Source organism: Bradyrhizobium sp. SSBR45G, from assembly GCF_030159255.1.
Taxonomy (GTDB): domain Bacteria; phylum Pseudomonadota; class Alphaproteobacteria; order Rhizobiales; family Xanthobacteraceae; genus Bradyrhizobium.
In genome coordinates this window covers 131,620-148,885 of the sequence record NZ_BSCT01000015.1, presented here as the reverse complement: position 1 = coordinate 148,885, position 17,266 = coordinate 131,620, and the positions used below count along the sequence as shown (strand labels likewise).

The 17,266-nt window shown below is 64.5% G+C and carries 18 protein-coding genes; 6 read left to right on the top strand and 12 right to left on the bottom strand.

Going from position 1 to position 17,266, the window contains the following annotated elements:
• Window positions 1–61: 61 nt before the first annotated feature.
• From rpoD to QQL87_RS19010, 4 genes are all read right to left on the bottom strand, one after another.
• A complete protein-coding gene (gene rpoD, locus QQL87_RS19025; RefSeq protein WP_284420225.1) occupies window positions 62–2,170 on the bottom strand; it encodes an RNA polymerase sigma factor RpoD in 2,109 nt (702 codons plus the stop codon).
• Window positions 2,171–2,581: 411 nt separating this feature from the next.
• The gene (gene dnaG / locus QQL87_RS19020) at window positions 2,582–4,603 is read right to left on the bottom strand and encodes a DNA primase (RefSeq protein WP_284420226.1); all 2,022 of its coding nucleotides are present in this window, start codon (window positions 4,601–4,603) and stop codon (window positions 2,582–2,584) included.
• Window positions 4,604–4,874: 271 nt separating this feature from the next.
• On the bottom strand, window positions 4,875–5,273 hold the full coding sequence (locus QQL87_RS19015; RefSeq protein WP_284420227.1) for a gamma-glutamylcyclotransferase family protein: 399 nt from the start codon (window positions 5,271–5,273) through the stop codon (window positions 4,875–4,877).
• A 59-nt stretch (window positions 5,274–5,332) separates the two neighbouring features.
• Window positions 5,333–6,145 (bottom strand): transglutaminase-like domain-containing protein, encoded by an 813-nt coding sequence (locus QQL87_RS19010; RefSeq protein WP_284420228.1) that lies wholly within the window; start codon window positions 6,143–6,145, stop codon window positions 5,333–5,335.
• A 205-nt stretch (window positions 6,146–6,350) separates the two neighbouring features.
• On the opposite strand from QQL87_RS19010, the gene QQL87_RS19005 reads away from it, so the two are divergent.
• Window positions 6,351–7,154 (top strand): N-formylglutamate amidohydrolase, encoded by an 804-nt coding sequence (locus QQL87_RS19005; protein WP_284420229.1) that lies wholly within the window; start codon window positions 6,351–6,353, stop codon window positions 7,152–7,154.
• 4 nt (window positions 7,155–7,158) lie between these two features.
• On the opposite strand, the gene QQL87_RS19000 is transcribed toward QQL87_RS19005, so the two are convergent.
• A complete protein-coding gene (locus QQL87_RS19000) occupies window positions 7,159–8,499 on the bottom strand; it encodes an aminotransferase-like domain-containing protein (RefSeq protein WP_284420230.1) in 1,341 nt (446 codons plus the stop codon).
• A gap of 155 nt (window positions 8,500–8,654) precedes the next feature.
• Here QQL87_RS19000 and QQL87_RS18995 point away from each other — a divergent pair, with 155 nt between their 5' ends.
• Together QQL87_RS18995 and QQL87_RS18990 are read left to right on the top strand one after the other, a co-directional pair.
• A complete protein-coding gene (locus QQL87_RS18995) occupies window positions 8,655–8,798 on the top strand; it encodes a DUF1127 domain-containing protein (RefSeq protein ID WP_284420231.1) in 144 nt (47 codons plus the stop codon).
• 25 nt (window positions 8,799–8,823) lie between these two features.
• Window positions 8,824–9,681: a PhzF family phenazine biosynthesis protein gene (locus tag QQL87_RS18990; protein ID WP_284420232.1), complete on the top strand. Its 858-nt coding sequence runs from the start codon at window positions 8,824–8,826 to the stop codon at window positions 9,679–9,681.
• Between the two features lie 42 nt (window positions 9,682–9,723).
• Here QQL87_RS18990 and QQL87_RS18985 read toward each other — a convergent pair whose 3' ends face one another.
• The 3 genes from QQL87_RS18985 to QQL87_RS18975 all read right to left on the bottom strand — a co-directional run bounded on the left by QQL87_RS18985 (window position 9,724) and on the right by QQL87_RS18975 (window position 11,678).
• Window positions 9,724–10,482, bottom strand: coding sequence for a hypothetical protein (locus tag QQL87_RS18985; protein ID WP_284420233.1), 759 nt, complete (start codon window positions 10,480–10,482; stop codon window positions 9,724–9,726).
• A 1-nt stretch (window position 10,483) separates the two neighbouring features.
• On the bottom strand, window positions 10,484–10,867 hold the full coding sequence (locus QQL87_RS18980; RefSeq protein ID WP_284420234.1) for a hypothetical protein: 384 nt from the start codon (window positions 10,865–10,867) through the stop codon (window positions 10,484–10,486).
• Between the two features lie 190 nt (window positions 10,868–11,057).
• A complete protein-coding gene (locus tag QQL87_RS18975) occupies window positions 11,058–11,678 on the bottom strand; it encodes a LysE family translocator (RefSeq protein ID WP_284420235.1) in 621 nt (206 codons plus the stop codon).
• On the opposite strand from QQL87_RS18975, the gene QQL87_RS18970 reads away from it, so the two are divergent.
• From QQL87_RS18970 to QQL87_RS18960, 3 genes are all read left to right on the top strand, one after another.
• Window positions 11,677–12,087, top strand: coding sequence for a hypothetical protein (locus QQL87_RS18970; protein ID WP_284420236.1), 411 nt, complete (start codon window positions 11,677–11,679; stop codon window positions 12,085–12,087). The two genes, QQL87_RS18975 and QQL87_RS18970, sit on opposite strands and share 2 nt — an antisense overlap.
• 80 nt (window positions 12,088–12,167) lie before the next feature.
• Entirely contained in the window at window positions 12,168–12,482 is a 315-nt protein-coding gene (locus QQL87_RS18965) for an ArsR/SmtB family transcription factor (RefSeq protein WP_284420237.1), read from the top strand.
• Window positions 12,475–13,011, top strand: a complete 537-nt coding sequence (locus QQL87_RS18960; RefSeq protein ID WP_284420238.1) for an SRPBCC family protein — start codon at window positions 12,475–12,477, stop codon at window positions 13,009–13,011. The genes QQL87_RS18965 and QQL87_RS18960 overlap by 8 nt, the downstream gene beginning before the upstream one ends.
• 12 nt (window positions 13,012–13,023) lie before the next feature.
• On the opposite strand, the gene QQL87_RS18955 is transcribed toward QQL87_RS18960, so the two are convergent.
• The 4 genes from QQL87_RS18955 to QQL87_RS18940 all read right to left on the bottom strand — a co-directional run bounded on the left by QQL87_RS18955 (window position 13,024) and on the right by QQL87_RS18940 (window position 17,081).
• The gene (locus QQL87_RS18955; RefSeq protein ID WP_284420239.1) at window positions 13,024–13,446 is read right to left on the bottom strand and encodes a hypothetical protein; all 423 of its coding nucleotides are present in this window, start codon (window positions 13,444–13,446) and stop codon (window positions 13,024–13,026) included.
• Between the two features lie 157 nt (window positions 13,447–13,603).
• Window positions 13,604–14,380: a DUF2189 domain-containing protein gene (locus QQL87_RS18950; RefSeq protein WP_284420240.1), complete on the bottom strand. Its 777-nt coding sequence runs from the start codon at window positions 14,378–14,380 to the stop codon at window positions 13,604–13,606.
• A gap of 352 nt (window positions 14,381–14,732) precedes the next feature.
• On the bottom strand, window positions 14,733–16,340 hold the full coding sequence (locus QQL87_RS18945) for an acyl-CoA synthetase (RefSeq protein ID WP_284420241.1): 1,608 nt from the start codon (window positions 16,338–16,340) through the stop codon (window positions 14,733–14,735).
• 285 nt (window positions 16,341–16,625) lie between these two features.
• Window positions 16,626–17,081, bottom strand: a complete 456-nt coding sequence (locus QQL87_RS18940; RefSeq protein ID WP_284420242.1) for a GatB/YqeY domain-containing protein — start codon at window positions 17,079–17,081, stop codon at window positions 16,626–16,628.
• Between the last annotated feature and the right edge of the window lie 185 nt (window positions 17,082–17,266).

Here is a 17,266-nt window from a genome sequence, read left to right as displayed (position 1 = left end):
TCGGCCCGCCGCTGTCATCTCAGTAACTGCCCGGGCCTTCGCCCGGGCATGACGATCGGAATCAGTTGTCGAGGAACGAGCGGAGCTTGCGGCTGCGCGAGGGATGCTTCAGCTTGCGCAGCGCCTTGGCCTCGATCTGACGAATACGCTCTCTGGTCACCGAGAACTGCTGGCCGACTTCTTCCAGCGTGTGGTCGGTGTTCATGCCGATGCCGAAGCGCATGCGGAGCACGCGTTCTTCGCGCGGGGTCAACGAGGCCAGCACGCGCGTCGTGGTTTCGCGCAGGTTGGACTGGATCGCCGCGTCGATCGGCAGGATCGCGTTCTTGTCCTCGATGAAGTCGCCGAGATGGCTGTCCTCCTCGTCGCCCACGGGGGTTTCGAGCGAGAGCGGCTCCTTGGCGATCTTGAGGACCTTGCGCACCTTCTCCAGGGGCATGCCGAGCTTTTCGGCGAGCTCCTCAGGCGTCGGCTCGCGGCCGATCTCGTTCAGCATCTGGCGCGAGGTGCGGACGATCTTGTTGATCGTCTCGATCATGTGCACGGGGATGCGGATGGTGCGGGCCTGGTCGGCGATCGAGCGGGTGATCGCCTGCCGGATCCACCAGGTGGCGTAGGTCGAGAACTTGTAGCCGCGGCGGTACTCGAACTTGTCGACGGCCTTCATCAGGCCGATGTTGCCTTCCTGGATCAGGTCGAGGAACTGCAGGCCGCGGTTGGTGTATTTCTTGGCGATCGAGATCACGAGACGGAGGTTGGCTTCCACCATCTCCTTCTTGGCCTGACGGGCCTCGCGCTCGCCCTTCTGCACCGAGTGCACGATCTTGCGGAACTCGCCGATCTCCAGACCCGTGAGGGCCGCCATCGACTGCACCTCCTGGCGCAGATCCTTGATGCGGTCCTTCTCGTAGTGGACGAAGTTCTTCCAGCCCTTGGCCGACAGCTTCGAGACACGGTTGAGCCAGCGCGGATCGAGCTCCGAGCCCTGGTAGTTGCGCAGGAAGTCCTCGCGCCCGACGCCGTGGGAATCGGCCAGGCGCATCAGCCGGCCCTCGAACGAGACCAGCTTCTTGTTGATGTCGTAGAGCTGCTCGACCAGCGAGTCGATGCGGGCCTGGTTGAGGCGCAGCGACTTCACCTCGACGATGATCTCGTCCTTGAGTTTCTTGTACTTGCGCTCCTGCGAGGGCGACAGCGACTCGCTCTGCAGCTGGTTGGCGATGTCCTGCTCCTGCAGGCGGCGCAGCTTCTTGTATTCGGACGCGATCTTGTCGAAGGTCTCGACCACCTTCGGCTTCAGCTCGGCCTCGATGGCGGCGAGCGACATCTGGTTCTCGAACTCGTCGTCGTCCATGTCGGCTTCGGCCGCCGCCTCGCCGGGATCCTTCTCCTCGGCGGGCGCGCCGTTCGGGGCGGCCCGGAACGGGGTCGGCTGCTGCGGGGCGGCCGGCGGCGCGACGGCGGCCTGGATGCCGCCGCCCTCGGCCGTCTCACCCTCGCCGGCGGCGGGAGCTGCGATCTGCGGGTTCATGCCGCCCTTCGCCTCCGGGCCGGCATAGGTGGCTTCGAGATCGATGATGTCGCGAAGGAAGATCTTGCCTTCGTTGAGCTCGTCGCGCCAGATGATGATGGCCTGGAAGGTCAGCGGGCTTTCGCAGAGCCCTGCGATCATCGCCTCGCGGCCGGCCTCGATGCGCTTGGCGATGGCGATTTCGCCCTCGCGCGACAAGAGCTCGACGGTGCCCATCTCGCGCAGATACATGCGGACGGGATCGTCGGTGCGCTCGCCAGGCTCGGACTTCTTGACCTCGGTGACGGCCTTCTGGGTGATCTCGACGAGCTCGTTGTCGGTCTCGTCCTCGCCGTCGTCCTTCTCCTCGGCCTCGTCGGTCTCCTCGGCCTCGGTCACGTTGATGCCCATGTCGGAGAGCATCGACATGATGTCTTCGATCTGTTCGGGCGAGGTGGTGTCCGGGGGCAGCACTTCGTTGAGCTGATCAAAGGTCACGAAGCCGCGCTTCTTGGCCTGCTTGATCATCTTCTTGACGGCGGCGTCCGACAGGTCGAGCAACGGCGAAGGCGCATCGGCGGCGTCCTTCTCAGGAGCGTCCGCGGCCTTGTCGTCCTTTTCCTTGTCCTTCACCTGCAGCGTCTTTGCCTTCGTGGCCATTCATTGCTCCCGAAACGCGCCCGCCCCGCCCGTGGCATCTTTGCCCTTGGCATCGCGGCGCCCGCCTGCTCTACTCAAACTGTTCTCGACGCGGAAAGGGCGGCGCACATTTAACGTCGCCACCCCCATAAGTCTGTCGCTGGTGTCGTCCTATTTCTGGACCGGCGCGCGTTTCTTGCAAAAGCGATACCGGTTTTGCAATCGAATCCGGCGCCCCGAAAGCGGCGCGGTGTCCGACAGCGAAACCAACCCATCTGCTGCAGAAAATGCCCCGGACCTCTTAAACTTCGATTAACCCTGTTTTTGCAGCCAAACCATGGATTTGGCGAGTCTTTTCACGTGGCCCGGAACCGGCGTCGGCGGTCGGGGTCGAAATGTGCTCGGTCGATGACAGGGCGCCGGGCCCGCGGTCTACACGTTTCGGTTGGTGCGTCCGGACAATTCTCCGAAGCCTTCGATCAGCGCCTCGGTCCCGTCCACCTCGGCCATCCTGGCCTTCACGTCCCTCAACCAGCCCATATTGGACTCGCTCGGCTCCTCGCCCAGCGCCAGCTCGGCATCCTTCAATTCCCTAAGTAAGGAGTGCCATTGCCGATGCAAGGCAACGAGTTGATGCCATGTCGCAAGAACGTCATCGCGCGCCGCCCCGGACTTCGTCGCCCACACGGCAGCGGTCGTGATCGCCCGCTCAACTCGTTGAAGAAGCTCGGAAAAGCCGGACTTCTCGAGGTCGGCCCGCATCTTCTCGGCCTGCTCGTCCGGATCGGGGGAATGATGGTGGTCGTGGGCGAAGGCGGCGATGATCGCGGCGCGCAGCTTGTGCGCCTCGGGGTGGGCGAGCTCGAGTGCTGCGACCTCCTCGAGGTGGTCGTGCAGCAGCCAGGGGTGGTTGATCAGGCACTGCAGGATCAGCGCCTCGCGGCGCGAGATCGCCGAGCGCTGGCCGCGCATGATCGGGCTCATGGCGAGCTGCGGGCTCGCCGCCATGTAGGGTCCGCGGGACATCGCGGGGCCTGTGGATGGCGCCCCGCCGCGCCGGCCGTTGCCGCCGCCCCCTGTGGATAACCGGCCGCCCGGCTGTCCCATCCCGGCACCGCGGGGCGGAAACCGGCGTCCTGATTCGGCACCGTAGCCGCCGCGGCCATAGCCCCGGCCGCCCTCGGGCGCGAACGCCCGGTACAGCCGGTCGGTGAGATCCTGCTTGTAGTAGCGGCGTACCACCTCGTCGCGGATGCCGTTGGTGAGCTCGCCGATCCGGGCCTCCAGCGCAGCGCGGCGCTCCGGCGTGGTGAAGCCGCCGCCCTCGGTCTCGCGCGTCCAGATCACCTCGGCGAGCGGCTTGGCCACCGCCAGCACCTCCTCGACGGCGCCGCGGCCGCCGGAGCGGACGAGATCGTCGGGGTCCTGCCCCTCCGGCAGCAGCGCGAAGCGCAGGCTCTTGCCGGGCAGAAGATGCGGCAGCGCGAGGTCGGCGGCGCGCCAGGCCGCCTTCTGGCCGGCGCGGTCGCCGTCGAAGCACAGGATCGGCTCGTCGACCATTTTCCAGATCAGCGACAGCTGGCTCTCGGTGAGCGCGGTGCCGAGCGGCGCCACGGCACCGGCAAAGCCGGCCGCGACCAGCGCGATGACGTCGACATAGCCCTCGACCACGATCATCGGCGCGCCGTTGTGTGCGGCCTGGCGGGCGGTCTGCAGATTGTAGAGGTTGTCGCCCTTGTGGAAGAGCGGCGTCTCCGGCGAGTTCAGATATTTCGCCGGCACGTCCTTCTGCAGCGCGCGGCCGCCGAAGGCGATGACGCGTCCCCGAAGATCGGTGATCGGGAACATCACGCGGTCGCGAAAGCGGTCGTAAGGCACCGGGATATCGTCGCCGGCGACGAGCAGCCCCGCTTCCACCATGTCGGGCACCGGCACGCCCTGGGCGCCGAGATGCTCCTTCAGCGCGAAGCGCTCCTGCGATGCGTAGCCGATGCGAAATTGCAGCTGCGTCTGCGGCAGGATCGCGCGATCGGCGAGATAGCCGCGGGCGCGGGCGCCATGGCGGGAGGCCAGCGTGTCGGCGAAGAACTTCGCCGCCAGCTCCATCACATCATACAGCGTCTTGCGCTGCCGCTCCTGCCGCGCCGCATCCGGCGTCACCGCCGGCAGCGCCAGGCCCGCCAGGCCGGCCAGCCGCTCGACCGCCTCGGGGAAGGAGCAGCCCTCGGTCTCCATCACGAAGTCGAAGATGTTGCCGTGCTTGCCGGAGGAGAAGTCGTGATAAAAGCCCTTCTGGTCGTTGACGTAGAAGGACGGCGTCTTCTCCTGCTGGAACGGCGACAGCCCCTTCCACTCGCGCCCCGCCTTCTTGAGCTTCACGCGCTTGCCGACGACATCCGAGACCGGAAGCCGGGCGCGCAGCTCATCGAGGAATTCCGGCGTGAAGCGAGCCATGAGCGGGGCGGTGATCCTATTCTCGTGCCTTACGCATATAGGGGCCCGGGTACGAAATGTGAACTTCCTCGACCTTGTCCGGGCTATTCACAGCCCCGCTCTCTCCGCGTCATTCCGGGGCGCCCGCAGGGCGAGCCCGGAATCCATAACCACGAGCGGTCGTGAGGCGGGACGGCCGCGCCGCCTGCGTTTCTTCGTACCGTTCGTGGTTATGGATTCCGGGCCCATCGCTGTCGCGATGTCCCGGAATGACGACGTGGAGAGACTGGCGCTAGGGCGCCAAAAACCGTCCCGAGGCGATGCGGGCGGCCGCGTCCACGGGCCAATTGTAGACGTAGGTCCAGGCCTCGCGGGCCGATCCGTCGGCGAGCGTGACCGTGAGATGCTGGCGGAGATATTCGGTCGGCTGCGCAAAACCCTCGCCGCAGGCCTCGTACATGTCGAACTCGCGCAGCATCGGCTCGGGCTGGCGCAGCCGGAACAGCTCGCCATGGACCAGATCGGCCGCATCCTCGGACAGCACGAGGCCCGGATAATGCTGGATGCGGTAGAGCCGGCCGCGGCAGCTGGCTTCACCCGCGAAATCGGCATTGGCCGACAGCAGCCGCGCCATCGGATGGTCGAAGCCGCGCATCAGCGTGCCGTAGACGAACAGGAGATCGGAGGTCATGGCCCGTCTATAGCGGCGATCGCCCGCGATGCGAAGCGGCACGCCGCAAGACAGCCCACTCAGGCGGCGACGATCTCGTCGCTGATGATGTGGAATTTGGTCAGGATCATCCGGCCGAAGCTCGTGGACAGCGCGACGTCGGCGGCGTCCCGTCCGGTCGCCATCAAAATGCGGCCGATGCGCGGCGCGTTGTGACGGGCATCGAACGTGTACCAGCGGCCGGAGAGATAGACCTCGAACCAGCCGGAGAAATCCATCGGGACCGGGTCCGGCGGCACGCCGATGTCGCCGAGATAGCCGGTGCAGTAGCGCGCCGGGATGCCCATGCAGCGGCAGAAGGTCAGCGCGAGATGGGCGAAGTCGCGGCACACGCCGGCGCGCTGCTGATAGACGTCATGGGCTGATTTCATCGCGTGGGCGTGCTCATAGCCGAAGGTGACGTGGCGGTGCACGAAGTCGCAGATCGCCTGCACCCGCGCCCAGCCCGCCGGTGCGCTGGAGAACAGCGACCAGGCGATGTCGGTGAGCTTGTCGGTCTCGCAATAGCGGCTCGGCATCAGATACAGCAGAACGTCATCGGGCAGTTGCTCGATCGGCAGCTGCTGGGCGGCAGTATCGATCGCGTCCGGCTTCCCGCTGTCGCGGACGATGGCGCTGCCGTGGAAGGTGACGCCGCCAGCCGGCGCCACCAGCCGTCCGCACAGATTGCCAAAGCTGTCGTTGTAGAATTTGATCGGCACCCGCGGCTCGGTGGTGATCGTTTCGGTGCCGACGATGTCCGCAAAGCGCGACGGATGGATCGACAGCATGATCACCATCGGCGTTGCCGCCGGGGCGGAGTAGGCGATCTCGAATCCAACCTTGATCAGCATGAAGGCTCCCTCGCCCCGTTCGGGCGGCACGTCGCGCCAGCCTCGTCGTCACAGTGGACCGTAGGCCCATTGTGAACTTCTGTCTTGTGAATGATCGCCAGAATCAGCATCGTTCGACGAACATCATGATGCACGCCGGCCCCATCCTCATTTTTCTGCTCGATTCGAGATCGGTCTGCCGCTTCATGAAGCAACGAGAGGCAGCATGACCACGTCCGGCACGAGCAACACGCATCGACTCCTGCAGCACGACGAAGTTCCGCCCGTGCTGGAGCAAAACGTCGATGGGGCGTCCGCGTTCCTTCTCACCTGTGATCATTATGGCCGGCTGCTGCCACACGCGCTCGGCGATCTCGGCCTTCCCGAGAGCGAATTGGAGCGGCACATCGCCTGGGACATCGGCATTGCCGGCGTCGCAGAGGCCGTGTCGCGGGCGCTCGATGCGCATCTGGTGGCGCAGCGCTACTCGCGCCTCGTGATCGACTGCAACCGGTCGCCGAAGGCGCCGAACTCCATTCCCATGATCAGCGAGCGCACGACCATCCCCGGCAATGAAGGCCTGACGCATGAGGATGCCGAGCTCCGGCGCCGGGAGATCTTCGATCCCTATCACGACCGCATCACCGCCGTGCTCGACGCGCGCAAGGAAGCGGGGCGGCCCACGGTGCTGGTCGCCTTGCATAGCTTCACGCCGGTCTATGCCGGCATCTCCAGGCCCTGGCACATCGGCACGCTGTATCAGCACGACCGTGTGCTGCCGCCGCTGCTGCTGAAGGCGTTGCGCGCCGAGCCCGATCTCGTGGTCGGCGACAACCAGCCCTATGCGGTCGGCGACGGCACAGACTACACCATCCCCGTGCATGGCGAAGCGCGCGGCCTGATCAATTCCGGCATAGAGATCCGGCAAAACGAGATCGCCGAGCCCGAGGGCCAGCAAAGCTGGGCCGAGCGGCTGATCCGCATCCTCGGCGCCATCGAAATCGAGCTGCGCGGCAAGGGCCTCGCCTGAGGCCCTATTCGGTCATGTCCGACGCATCGTGATGCGACAGCAGGCCGGCGAGCCGCCACAGCGCCGTACGCAGATCGTCATGGCCGGGCAGGCCGAGCGCGAGCCGCACCGCATTGGGTGAGTGGCCATGCGCCACCGCAAAGGCGCTCGCCGGCGTGATCGCGATGCCCGCACGCGCCGCCGCGGCCGTCAGCGCCTCGGCGCGCCAGCCCTCCGGCAGATGCAGCCAGACATGGTAGGAGCGCGGATCGGCCTCGATGCGATGGCCGGCGAGGCACTCGGCAACGATCGCCTGCCGCACCAAGGCATCGGCCCGCTTGCGCCGGGTGATCTCCGCCGCGGTGCCGTCGGCGAGCAGCCCCATGCCGGCCGCGAGCGCGAGCGACGTCACCGACCACGCGCCGGTGCGCACCGTCGCAGCGAATTTCTCGCGGAGATTCGACGGGACATAGAGGAAGCCGACCGCGATGCCCGGGGCGAGGCGCTTGGCGAGACTGTCGACGATGACGACGCGCTCCTCGGCCTGCGCCGCCAGCGAGACCTGATCGCTGAGGAAGCCATAGACGAGATCCTCGATGATCATCAGCTCATGCTTGCGCACGAGACGCACGATCTCCTCGCGCCGGGACTCGCTCATGGTGAGCCCGAGCGGATTCTGCATCACGGGCTGGATGTAGATCGCGGTCAGCGCGCTGCTGCGATGCGCCTTGGTCAGCGCATCCGGGCGGATGCCCTCGCCGTCCATCGCGAGCGGCACCAGGGTGACGCCGAGGCGGGCCGCGATGCCCTTGATCATCGGATAGGTGACGGCCTCGACGCCGAGCCGGCCGCCGACCGGCACCAGCGCCGAGATCGCCGCCGCGAGCGATTGCCGGCCGCTGCCGGCGAAGACGAAATTCTCCGCGCGTGGGCGCCAGCGGTCGCTGGCAAAGAACGCCGCCGCGGTGCGGCCCGCCTCGGCGAGCCGGCGCTGCGTGATCGGCGCCAGCACCGGCGCAAGCTTCTCCGGCCGCTGCCAGACGGCCATCGATTTCGCGATCATGACCGCCTGGTCGGGCAGTGTCGGAAAATTGAACTCGAGATCGATGCGGCCGTCGAACGGCTCCAGCCGCAGCGAGGGTGGCACCGGCGCCGCCTGGCCCGCGACGAAGGTGCCGCGCCCGACCTCGCCCACGACGAGACCCCTGCGCAATAATTCGGCATAGACGCGGGCTGCCGTGGATGCGGCAATTCCCCGTTCATAGGCGAACTGGCGCTGCGGCGGCAGCCGGTCTCCGGCCCTCAGCCGCCCTTCCGCGATGTCCTCGGCAATGTCGTCCACCAGGGCCGTATAGGAAGCATTCATGCTATATTGCACCGAGAGCAATGTTTCGATTGCACCGAGATATGTCCTGCGCGATTGCTCTTCGAACCACGCAATTGAAGAGCAATAGGTGACACATGGCATATTCCCTGGCGCAGCGTTGGGCAACTCCGCAAGTTGCCCACGGGAAGAGCAATTTGCTCCAGGTCCCGCAACTCTGGCTGCAGCGCCTGTTCTGGCGGTCCGAACTCGCGATGCTCGACGCCGAGCAGATGCGCGACTGCGGACTCGATCCGACGGCGGTTCACGAAGAGGCCAATAAGCCGTTCTGGCGCGACTGACGACGACCCCGGGGAGGACACTGCCATGCCGACGCTTCCATTCCATCAAGTCGACGTGTTCTCCGCGGTCCCGTTCAAGGGCAACCCGCTTGCCGTGATCGCCGAGGCCGACGGCCTCGACGATGCGGCGATGCAGGCGATCGCCAACTGGACCAATCTGTCCGAGACGACGTTCCTGTCGCGTGCCCAGGATTCGGGCGCTGATTATCGCGTGCGCATCTTCACGCCGCAGCGCGAGCTGCCTTTTGCAGGCCATCCGACGCTGGGCTCGGCCCATGTCTGGCTCGCGCTCGGGGGCCGGCCGAAGGGTGAGCACGTGGTGCAGGAATGCGGCGCGGGTCTCGTGCGCATCAAGCGCGACGGCGATCGACTCGCGTTCGCCGCGCCGCCGCTGCGCCGTACCGGCGCCGTCGATGCTGAGCTCACGGCGAAAATCGCAGCCGCGCTGGGCGTCAAGCCCGAGGCGATGCGCGCCGTGCAGTGGGCCGACAACGGCCCGGGCTGGATCGGCGTGCTCCTGGACTCGCGCCAGGATGTTCTGAACATCAGGTACAACGCTCAGGCGCTGTCGCAGCAGCCGATCGGTGTCGTCGCGCCATGGTCGGCCGAAGACGGCAACGATGCCAACTACGAGGTCCGCGCCTTCACCTGGAGCGGCGCCGAGGACCCCGTCACCGGCAGCCTCAATGCAAGTCTGGCGCAATGGCTGATTGGCGCCGGAATTGCTCCGAAGCACTATGTTGCGTCCCAGGGCACCGTGCTCGGCCGCTCAGGCCGTGTGCACGTGGCTCAGGACGGCGACACGATCTGGATCGGCGGCGCCGTGGCGCCGGTGGTGAAAGGCACGATCGGCATTGAGAACTCTTCCCGTCGGGGCCTTTAAGTTTCAGAAAGAAGGTCGAACGATCTCAGGTGAGGGTGGAGCCTACGGTGCCTTCTCGGTAGTCGCGAACACGCGAGCTAGTGTAGCGGTCAGGTCTACTTCCAACTGTTCGTTTGAATTGAAAATCACCACCCGATTGCTCCTCAGATCGAATGGGACATCAGCAATCGACTTGGATATAAGCACCGTCTGCTTGTCCAAAGCATGAGCTATCCCAAGCTCGTAGAAAACGTTCGGATTTCGCGCACCAACGTCAGCGACAATAAGACGCGCCCGGACCATCAGACGCAAAATGTGAGACATAACGTCTCCGGTAGCATTCTGCTCATCTCCTCTCAAACACCGCAAATCAAGGCGAAAGCATACTTTCCTTATTGAGTCGAAAAGCGGTCGACTTTCATCATCAAACGGCATCAGCACGAATATCAATTTCGGATCGATCTCGAGGTCCGCTTCCGTGACACGCATGGATTCGAGAAAACTAGTAAGATGCTGCTCCGGCTTGGATCCGAATACCCTAGATTTCTGAGCTTCCTGAGAAGAAACCAATAGATGATTTACATCATTCCAGCGCCGTTCGGTGGCAGTAAGCTTTCTATTTATGTCTGCTATCTGCGTCTCATAAGAAAGACGCATCTCGGAGAGTGCAGCCCGATTTTTCTTCTCATCATAAGTTGACTGCGACCGCTCCTTAAGAATCGTGCGAAAGGCCAATAGTGAAAGCACAGCAACGCAGAGCCCAATAACACCGGCAACAGCCGGAAGAATCTGAAGTATTAATTGCAAGTCGGGTTGATTCACGTCAGCTTCCCCCAACCAAAAAAATGAAAGCCAACAAGCACCCGGAGAGCATGTAAGCCAAAGTAATCCAGGCGACGCATTTTAGGTTGCTGTCCTGATCGAATTTGCTCTCTGATTTTCTAACCAGGATCGCAACGACTGCACATACAGCAATACAAAAAACGAAACAGCCAAGAGACTGTTTTGGCTCGATCGCAATTTTTTCACGAGCCTGCAAAAAAGACAGAACAATTGCAGCAAACGAAAGCGCGAGAAAAGCTAAATCGATAGGAAAACTAAGTACAGCGCGGAAGAAATCCACAGCCGTCACGGATCGACCTATCAGCAACTTGAACAAGAACTTTAAAATTACCACCGATCCAGGGAACAAATAATCGACAACCATTGGTGATCCCCAATTATAGATAGCCAAAATAATGGAGACAACCATATCGTGCAACACAAAGATGCATCTGCTGATACTGGTCGGTTGCTATGAACTTAGATGCCAACCCTACCGCTCCAACATCCACTCGAGAATCGCAGCAAAACGGCAGTAAGGGCTTCCGACCTCAGTCAAATACCAAAAGCAAAGCTCACCGCGCCCGAGTCAGCGCCAGCCACAGACCACCGCCGATCATGAAGCCGCCGGAGATGCGCGAGACCAGCCGGGTGCGCCTGGCTGAGAACAGTTTTCGCGCGCGGCCGGCGAGCAGCGCATAGACGGCGTCGGTGAGGCCTGCGATCACCATGAAGGTGACGCCGAGCAGCGCGACCTGCGGCACGTGATCCCGGCTCATGTCCATGAACTGCGGCAGGAAGGCGCCGAAGAACACCATCACCTTCGGGTTCGACAGCAGCACCAGGAGCCCCTGCAGGAAGAAACCGCCGCGCGGCGGCGGAGGCGGCGCCTCGCCCGCGGCGATGCCTTCGATCGGCGAGCGGATCAGCTGGATGCCGAGCCACACCAGATAGGCGGCGCCGATCAGGCGCACCCATTCGAACCAGTAGCCCATTGTGGCCATGAGCGTCGTCAGGCCCATCGCGACGATGCCGATGGCGATCGCGAGCCCCGTCTGCACGCCGGCGATATTGATCAGCGCGGCGCGGGTTCCATGGCGCAGCCCATTGGCGATCAACAGCGTGACGACCGGCCCGGGCAGCAGCGCCAGCGCGATGCAGGCGGCGACGAAGGCGAAATAGACTTGCAGGGACATGAAGACGACTCGCGATGGAGGACACCATGTCATACATCAGAAAGACATCTCCACGCCATGTGACGCCGCGCCGGCACCATCCGCCATGTCCATCTCGATAGCTTCTCTCTCGACCGCGGATCGCGAGATCGTGCATCGCGCGCTCGGCGCCGCTGTCGAAGGCCCGTTCTTTCCGGAGTGGGAGTTCGACACGCTGTTCGGTCTCGATCGCTCTGAGGTCAGAGCGATCTACGAAGCCTGGCCGTCTCCGGCCTGCAACTCCGACCGCCTGCTTGCGGCGATGACTTGGTCCCTGATCTATCTGCTCCACTATCCGCACAAGCACGAAGACGCTTTTCGCCGGTATTTTCCGGAAGGCCGCAGCGTCCTCTCTGCGACACTCGCGCGGCTCCCCGGACGGGACAGGTGACGAGAAGCAAGACTCTAAGAGGCTGCCGCCAGCAATTCGGCGGCTTGACACGCAACCTTTTGGTTGCATAATCCTCAGCCATGGACGACGTCTTCAAGGCGCTGGCGGATGCATCGCGGCGGGCGCTGCTGGACAGGCTCCATGCACGGAACGGCCAGACCCTGACCGAACTCTGCGATGGCCTCACGATGACGCGGCAGGCCGTGACCAAGCACCTCGCGATTCTCGAAGCGGCCAATCTGGTCACGACGGTCAGGCATGGCCGCGAGAAACTGCACTTCCTCAATCCGGTGCCGATCCATCAGATCGGCGAGCGCTGGATCAGGAAGTTCGAGCGCGCCAGGCTGACGGCGCTCGGCGAATTGAAGAAGCGATTGGAGGAAGGTGATGACTGATCCGCGCGGCACCACCGTCGACATCTCGAAATTCAGGCCGGAGACCGTCTACACCATCTACATCGCCGCGAGCCCGGAGCAGGTCTGGCAGGCGCTGACCTCGGCCGAGTTCAGCCGGCAATATTTCTTCGGCTTCGCCGTCGAGGCGGAGCTGCGGGCGGGCGGCGCCTTCATCGTCCGCGCGCCCGACGGCTCCGAGCACATCAGCGGCGAGGTGATCGTCTGCGAGCCGCCGCACCTTCTGACCATCACCTGGGACGTCAACTGGCCCGGCCTCGTCGAGGCGCTCGGACGAACGCTGGTCACTTACGAGATCGAACAAGCCGGCGACGCGGTGCGGCTCACGATGACGGAAGCGCATGAGCGGCCACTGTCGGACGACATCCTGTCCGGCGGACGCGCGGGCTGGCCGGCGATCCTGTCGAGCCTGAAGAGCGTGCTCGAAACCGGCAAGCCGCTCGCAGTGAAAATGGTGCCGCCGACGCGCATGCTCGCCGCGCTGAAGGCGATGGGCATTCAGATGCCTTGATCAGGATATCGTCTAGGACACCGCCGCGATGTAGGGAATGCACGCCAGGACACCGCCGACCTGCACGGCGTTGCTCAGCATCCCGCCCCAATGCAGCCAGCGCAGCCGGCGCACGGCGCTGACATCTCCGAAATCCCGGTCGCGGATGCGGGCGTCCATCTGTCCCAGAAACCAGCGGCGCGAAAGCAGCGCGAAGGCGGCGATCGCGGCAATGCCCAGGGCCAGCACCGGACGGCCATCTGCGAGGACGGCGAGCACGCCGATGCCGCCGGCGATCGCGAGGGCGATGAAGTAGGACTCGAACATGCCGCGCAACAACTGCGTCACCTGCACGATGTCGAGCCGCACCAGCAGGAAGGCCGGCGCAGCCAGCAGCAGATAGAACATCGGCAGGAGCAGGATGATCGTGGCAAACAGCGCGATATTGTCCGGCATCATCCTTCCCCTGAGAGTGCGTCCGCCGGACCTCCGCCCAGCGTCATTTTGAACCTATCCTAAAAGGAGCCACCCCTGCGCGCCATCGAACCTTCGTCGGTGGCTGGCAACCAGCCGCCGGCGGCACCCTGCGAGCCCCAGCGCACGCGCGTTCACATCACGCCGGCGCCACGATCCGCCGGTAGAGATGCCAAGTCGCATGGCCCAGCACCGGCACGGTGACGAGCAGGCCGAGGAAGTACGGCAGCGCCGAGACGATCAGCAGCACGGTGATGACAGCCGCCCAGCCGATCATCGGCCCCGGACTGGCCACGACCGCCCGCACGCTGGTGATCATCGCGGTGACGAAATCGACGTCGCGATCGAGCAGCAGCGGAAACGACACCACCGTCAGCGAGAACAGCACCAGCGACAGCGCCGCGCCATCGAGATTGCCGATCACAAGAAACAGCAGGCCCTCATTGGTCGTCAGCACCACCGTCATGAACTCCTTGAAGCTGGAGAACGAGGCGTTGAGCCCGAGCAGCAGCGCAATCAGCAGCCTGATCTGGTACATCCAGATCACGAAGAAGAACACGGTGACGAACGCCATCCAGGCGATCTCGCCGCGCGAGGTGATCGTGCGCCAGATCGCGCCATAGGTGATCGGCTGGCCAAGCTCGCGGCGGCGGCTGACCTCGTAGAGCCCGATGGCGACGAACGGACCAAGCAGGGCAAAGCCGGCTGCCAGCGGATAGGCGAGATAGACCATGCCGAACGCGGTCACGCACAGCACGATGCTGACGCCGCCGAGCACGTAGATCAGGCCGAAGGCGAGGCCGAACAAGGGCTGAGCCTGGAAGTCGCGCAGGCCTTGCGTGAGGGCCTCGGCAATATCGGCCGTCGTGATGCGGCGCACCACGGGATCTGTTCGTCCCGAGACAGATGCGGTCATCGGCGGTCCCTCCTGACTGTTGTTCGTTGCGCCGATGCTAACAGCGGGAGGGCGGGGATTTCAATTTCAACTTGTGGGCAAGAGACGATTGGCGTGGTCTCAAAATGCCTCAGCGAGAGATACGATCTGCCGCGACACTTGCAGTCCGCTCCCTCTCCCCGTTCTTACGGGGGCGCGACGAGCTTCGCTCGCGCTGAGAGGGTTGAGGTGAGGGGCAGCCACACCCAGTGATCCGCATTGTTAGACCTGTCCCCCCTCACCCGGATTGCCTCTGGCGATGCAATCCGACCTCTCCCCGCAAGCGGGGAGAGGTACGCAAGCCGCGCGATCGCGCCTCAAACGGGAGCGTGCCCTACCCCCGCGCCCGCAACTCGCGCCGCAGCACCTTGCCAGTGGCCGTCATCGGCAGGCTGTCGGTGAACTCGACGTGGCGCGGATATTCATGCGCGGCGAGCTTCACCTTGACGAAGTCCTGGATCTCTCGCGATAGCGTGTCATTTGCAACGAAACCCGGGCGCAACACGATCCAGGCCTTGACGGCTTCGGTGCGCACGGGATCGGGAATGCCGACGACGGCGGCGAGCGCCACGGCGGGATGCTTGAGCAGCGTGTCCTCGATCTCGGCCGGGCCGATGCGATAGCCGGCCGAAGTGATGACGTCGTCCTCGCGGCTCGCATACCAGAAATAGCCATCTGCATCCTGGGTGCCGAGATCGCCGGTCAGCAGCACGTCGCCGGCGAACTTCGTCCGCGTCGCCTCGGGATTGCGCCAATATTCGATCATGGTGCAGGGATTGGGCTGGCGTACGCCGATGATGCCCCGGGTGCCGCGCGGCAGCTCCTCGCCCTTGTCGTTGACGATCAGCACCTCGAAGCCCGGCGTGGCCTTGCCCATCGAGCCCGGCCGGATCGGAAACAGCTTTGCGTTGTTGCCGACGACGAGATTGCATTCGGTCTGGCCGTAGATCTCGTGCGCATCGATGCCGAAGGTCGCGCGCACCCAGTCGAGCAGCTCGGCACCGAGCGACTCGCCGCCGGTGAGGATGCTGCGAAGCCTGACGCCCTCATGCCTGACGTTGGCCTGCCGCATCAGTTTCAACGCGGTCGGTGGCAGGAAGACGTTGCGGACCTTGTAGTCCGCCATCAGCTGCATCGCGGCCTGCGGCACGAACTTCCGGGCGCGATAGCCGATCACCGGCACGGCGTGATACCAGGCCGGAAACAGCGCATCGAACAGGCCGCCGATCCAGGCCCAGTCCGCCGGTGTCCACATCACGTCACCCGGCTTGGGCAGGAAGCCGTGCACCATCTCGACATTGGGCAAGTGGCCGAGCAGCACGCGATGCGCGTGCAGCGCGCCTTTGGGATTTCCGGTCGTGCCGGAGGTGTAGATGATGATCGCGGGATCGTCGCTCGAGGTGACGGCGGTGGGGAATCGAGCGGGCGCGCGCTCCAGCGTCGGCCAGAACGGCACGGCGCCGCTGCCTTCGCCGTCGGTGACGTAGATCGTCTTGAGCTCGGGCAGTTGGTCGCGAATGCGGGCAAGCTTGGCGAAGCCCGTCGCGTCGGTGACCACGACCTTGGCGCCGGAGTTCTGCAGGCGGAATTGCAGCGCGTCCTCGCCGAACAGCGTGAACAGCGGCACCGAGACGAGGCCCGCGCGGAACGCCGCGAGATGGACGATCGGCAGCTCCAGCGACTGCGACAGGAACACCGCGACGCGGTCGCCCTGCGCGAGGCCGTCGGCCTTCAGCACATTGGCGAAGCGGCAGGAATAATCGTGCAGTTCGTCGAATAACACGCGGCGCGCGGCTCCATCCTCCTCGACGACGATCAGCGCCAGCCGCCCCGAGCCGTCGGCGTGGCGATCGCAGGTCGCGACCGCGATGTTGAACTGCGCCGGGATGTCCCAGCGGAAATCGCGAGTGAGCTGGTCGTAGTCGGACGTTTCCTTGAGCATGGTGGAGGTTTTTCCCTCTCGGTTGTTTGTTCAAGCGCGGCGCTCGCGAGGTCGCGCATTGCATTCGACGCTCGTGGCGCTCACCTCTCCCCGCTTGCGGGGAGAGGTCGGATTGCATCGACAGATGCAATCCGGGTGAGGGGGGCTCTCCGCACGGTCCGTGCGTGTGGCTGCCCCTCACCCCAACCCTCTCAGCGCGAGCGAAGCTCGTCGCGCCCCCGTAAGAACGGGGAGAGGGAGCGCACCGTGTGAGCGGGGCGCTTGTCGTGACTCAGCGGCAGCAGCTCAGCCGGACAGCGCCGCCTTCACCAGCGCGCTGGCCTTCGCAAAGTCCATCTGTCCCGTGTACTTGGCCTTCAGCGCGGCGATGACCTTGCCCATGTCCTTCATGCCGGCGGCGCCGGTCTCGGTGACGGCGGCTGAGATGGCCGACTTCACCTCGTCGTCGCTCATCTGCTTCGGCAGATAGGCGGAGATCACCGCGATCTCCTCGCGCTCGGCGGCGGCGAGCTCGGCGCGGCCGCCCTTCTCATACAGCTCGACCGATTCCTGGCGCTGCTTGATCATCTTCTGCAGCAGCGCGAGCACGTCGGTGTCCTCGAGCGGCGGCTTGCCCTCGCCGCGGGCGGCGATGTCGGCGTTCTTCAGGGTCGAATTGACCATGCGAAGGGTGGACAGCTTGCGCTCGTCCTTGGCCTTCATGGCCTCCTTGACCGCAGTGTTGATGTCGTCGCGCAGCATGGTCTCGTCCTCTCAAATTCGGTTGGCGGCTGGTCTAGGCGGTTCGTCCCCTTGAGACAACTCGGTTCCGCATCCGTTCCGGTCCGAGGCGCGGAAACGGCGGCGATCTCAGCCCAAATTGACCGAAATCGCGTGTGAATCGGCCGCTTCCCGCTTTGACGCCGGGCCCTCGCCCCACTATGTAG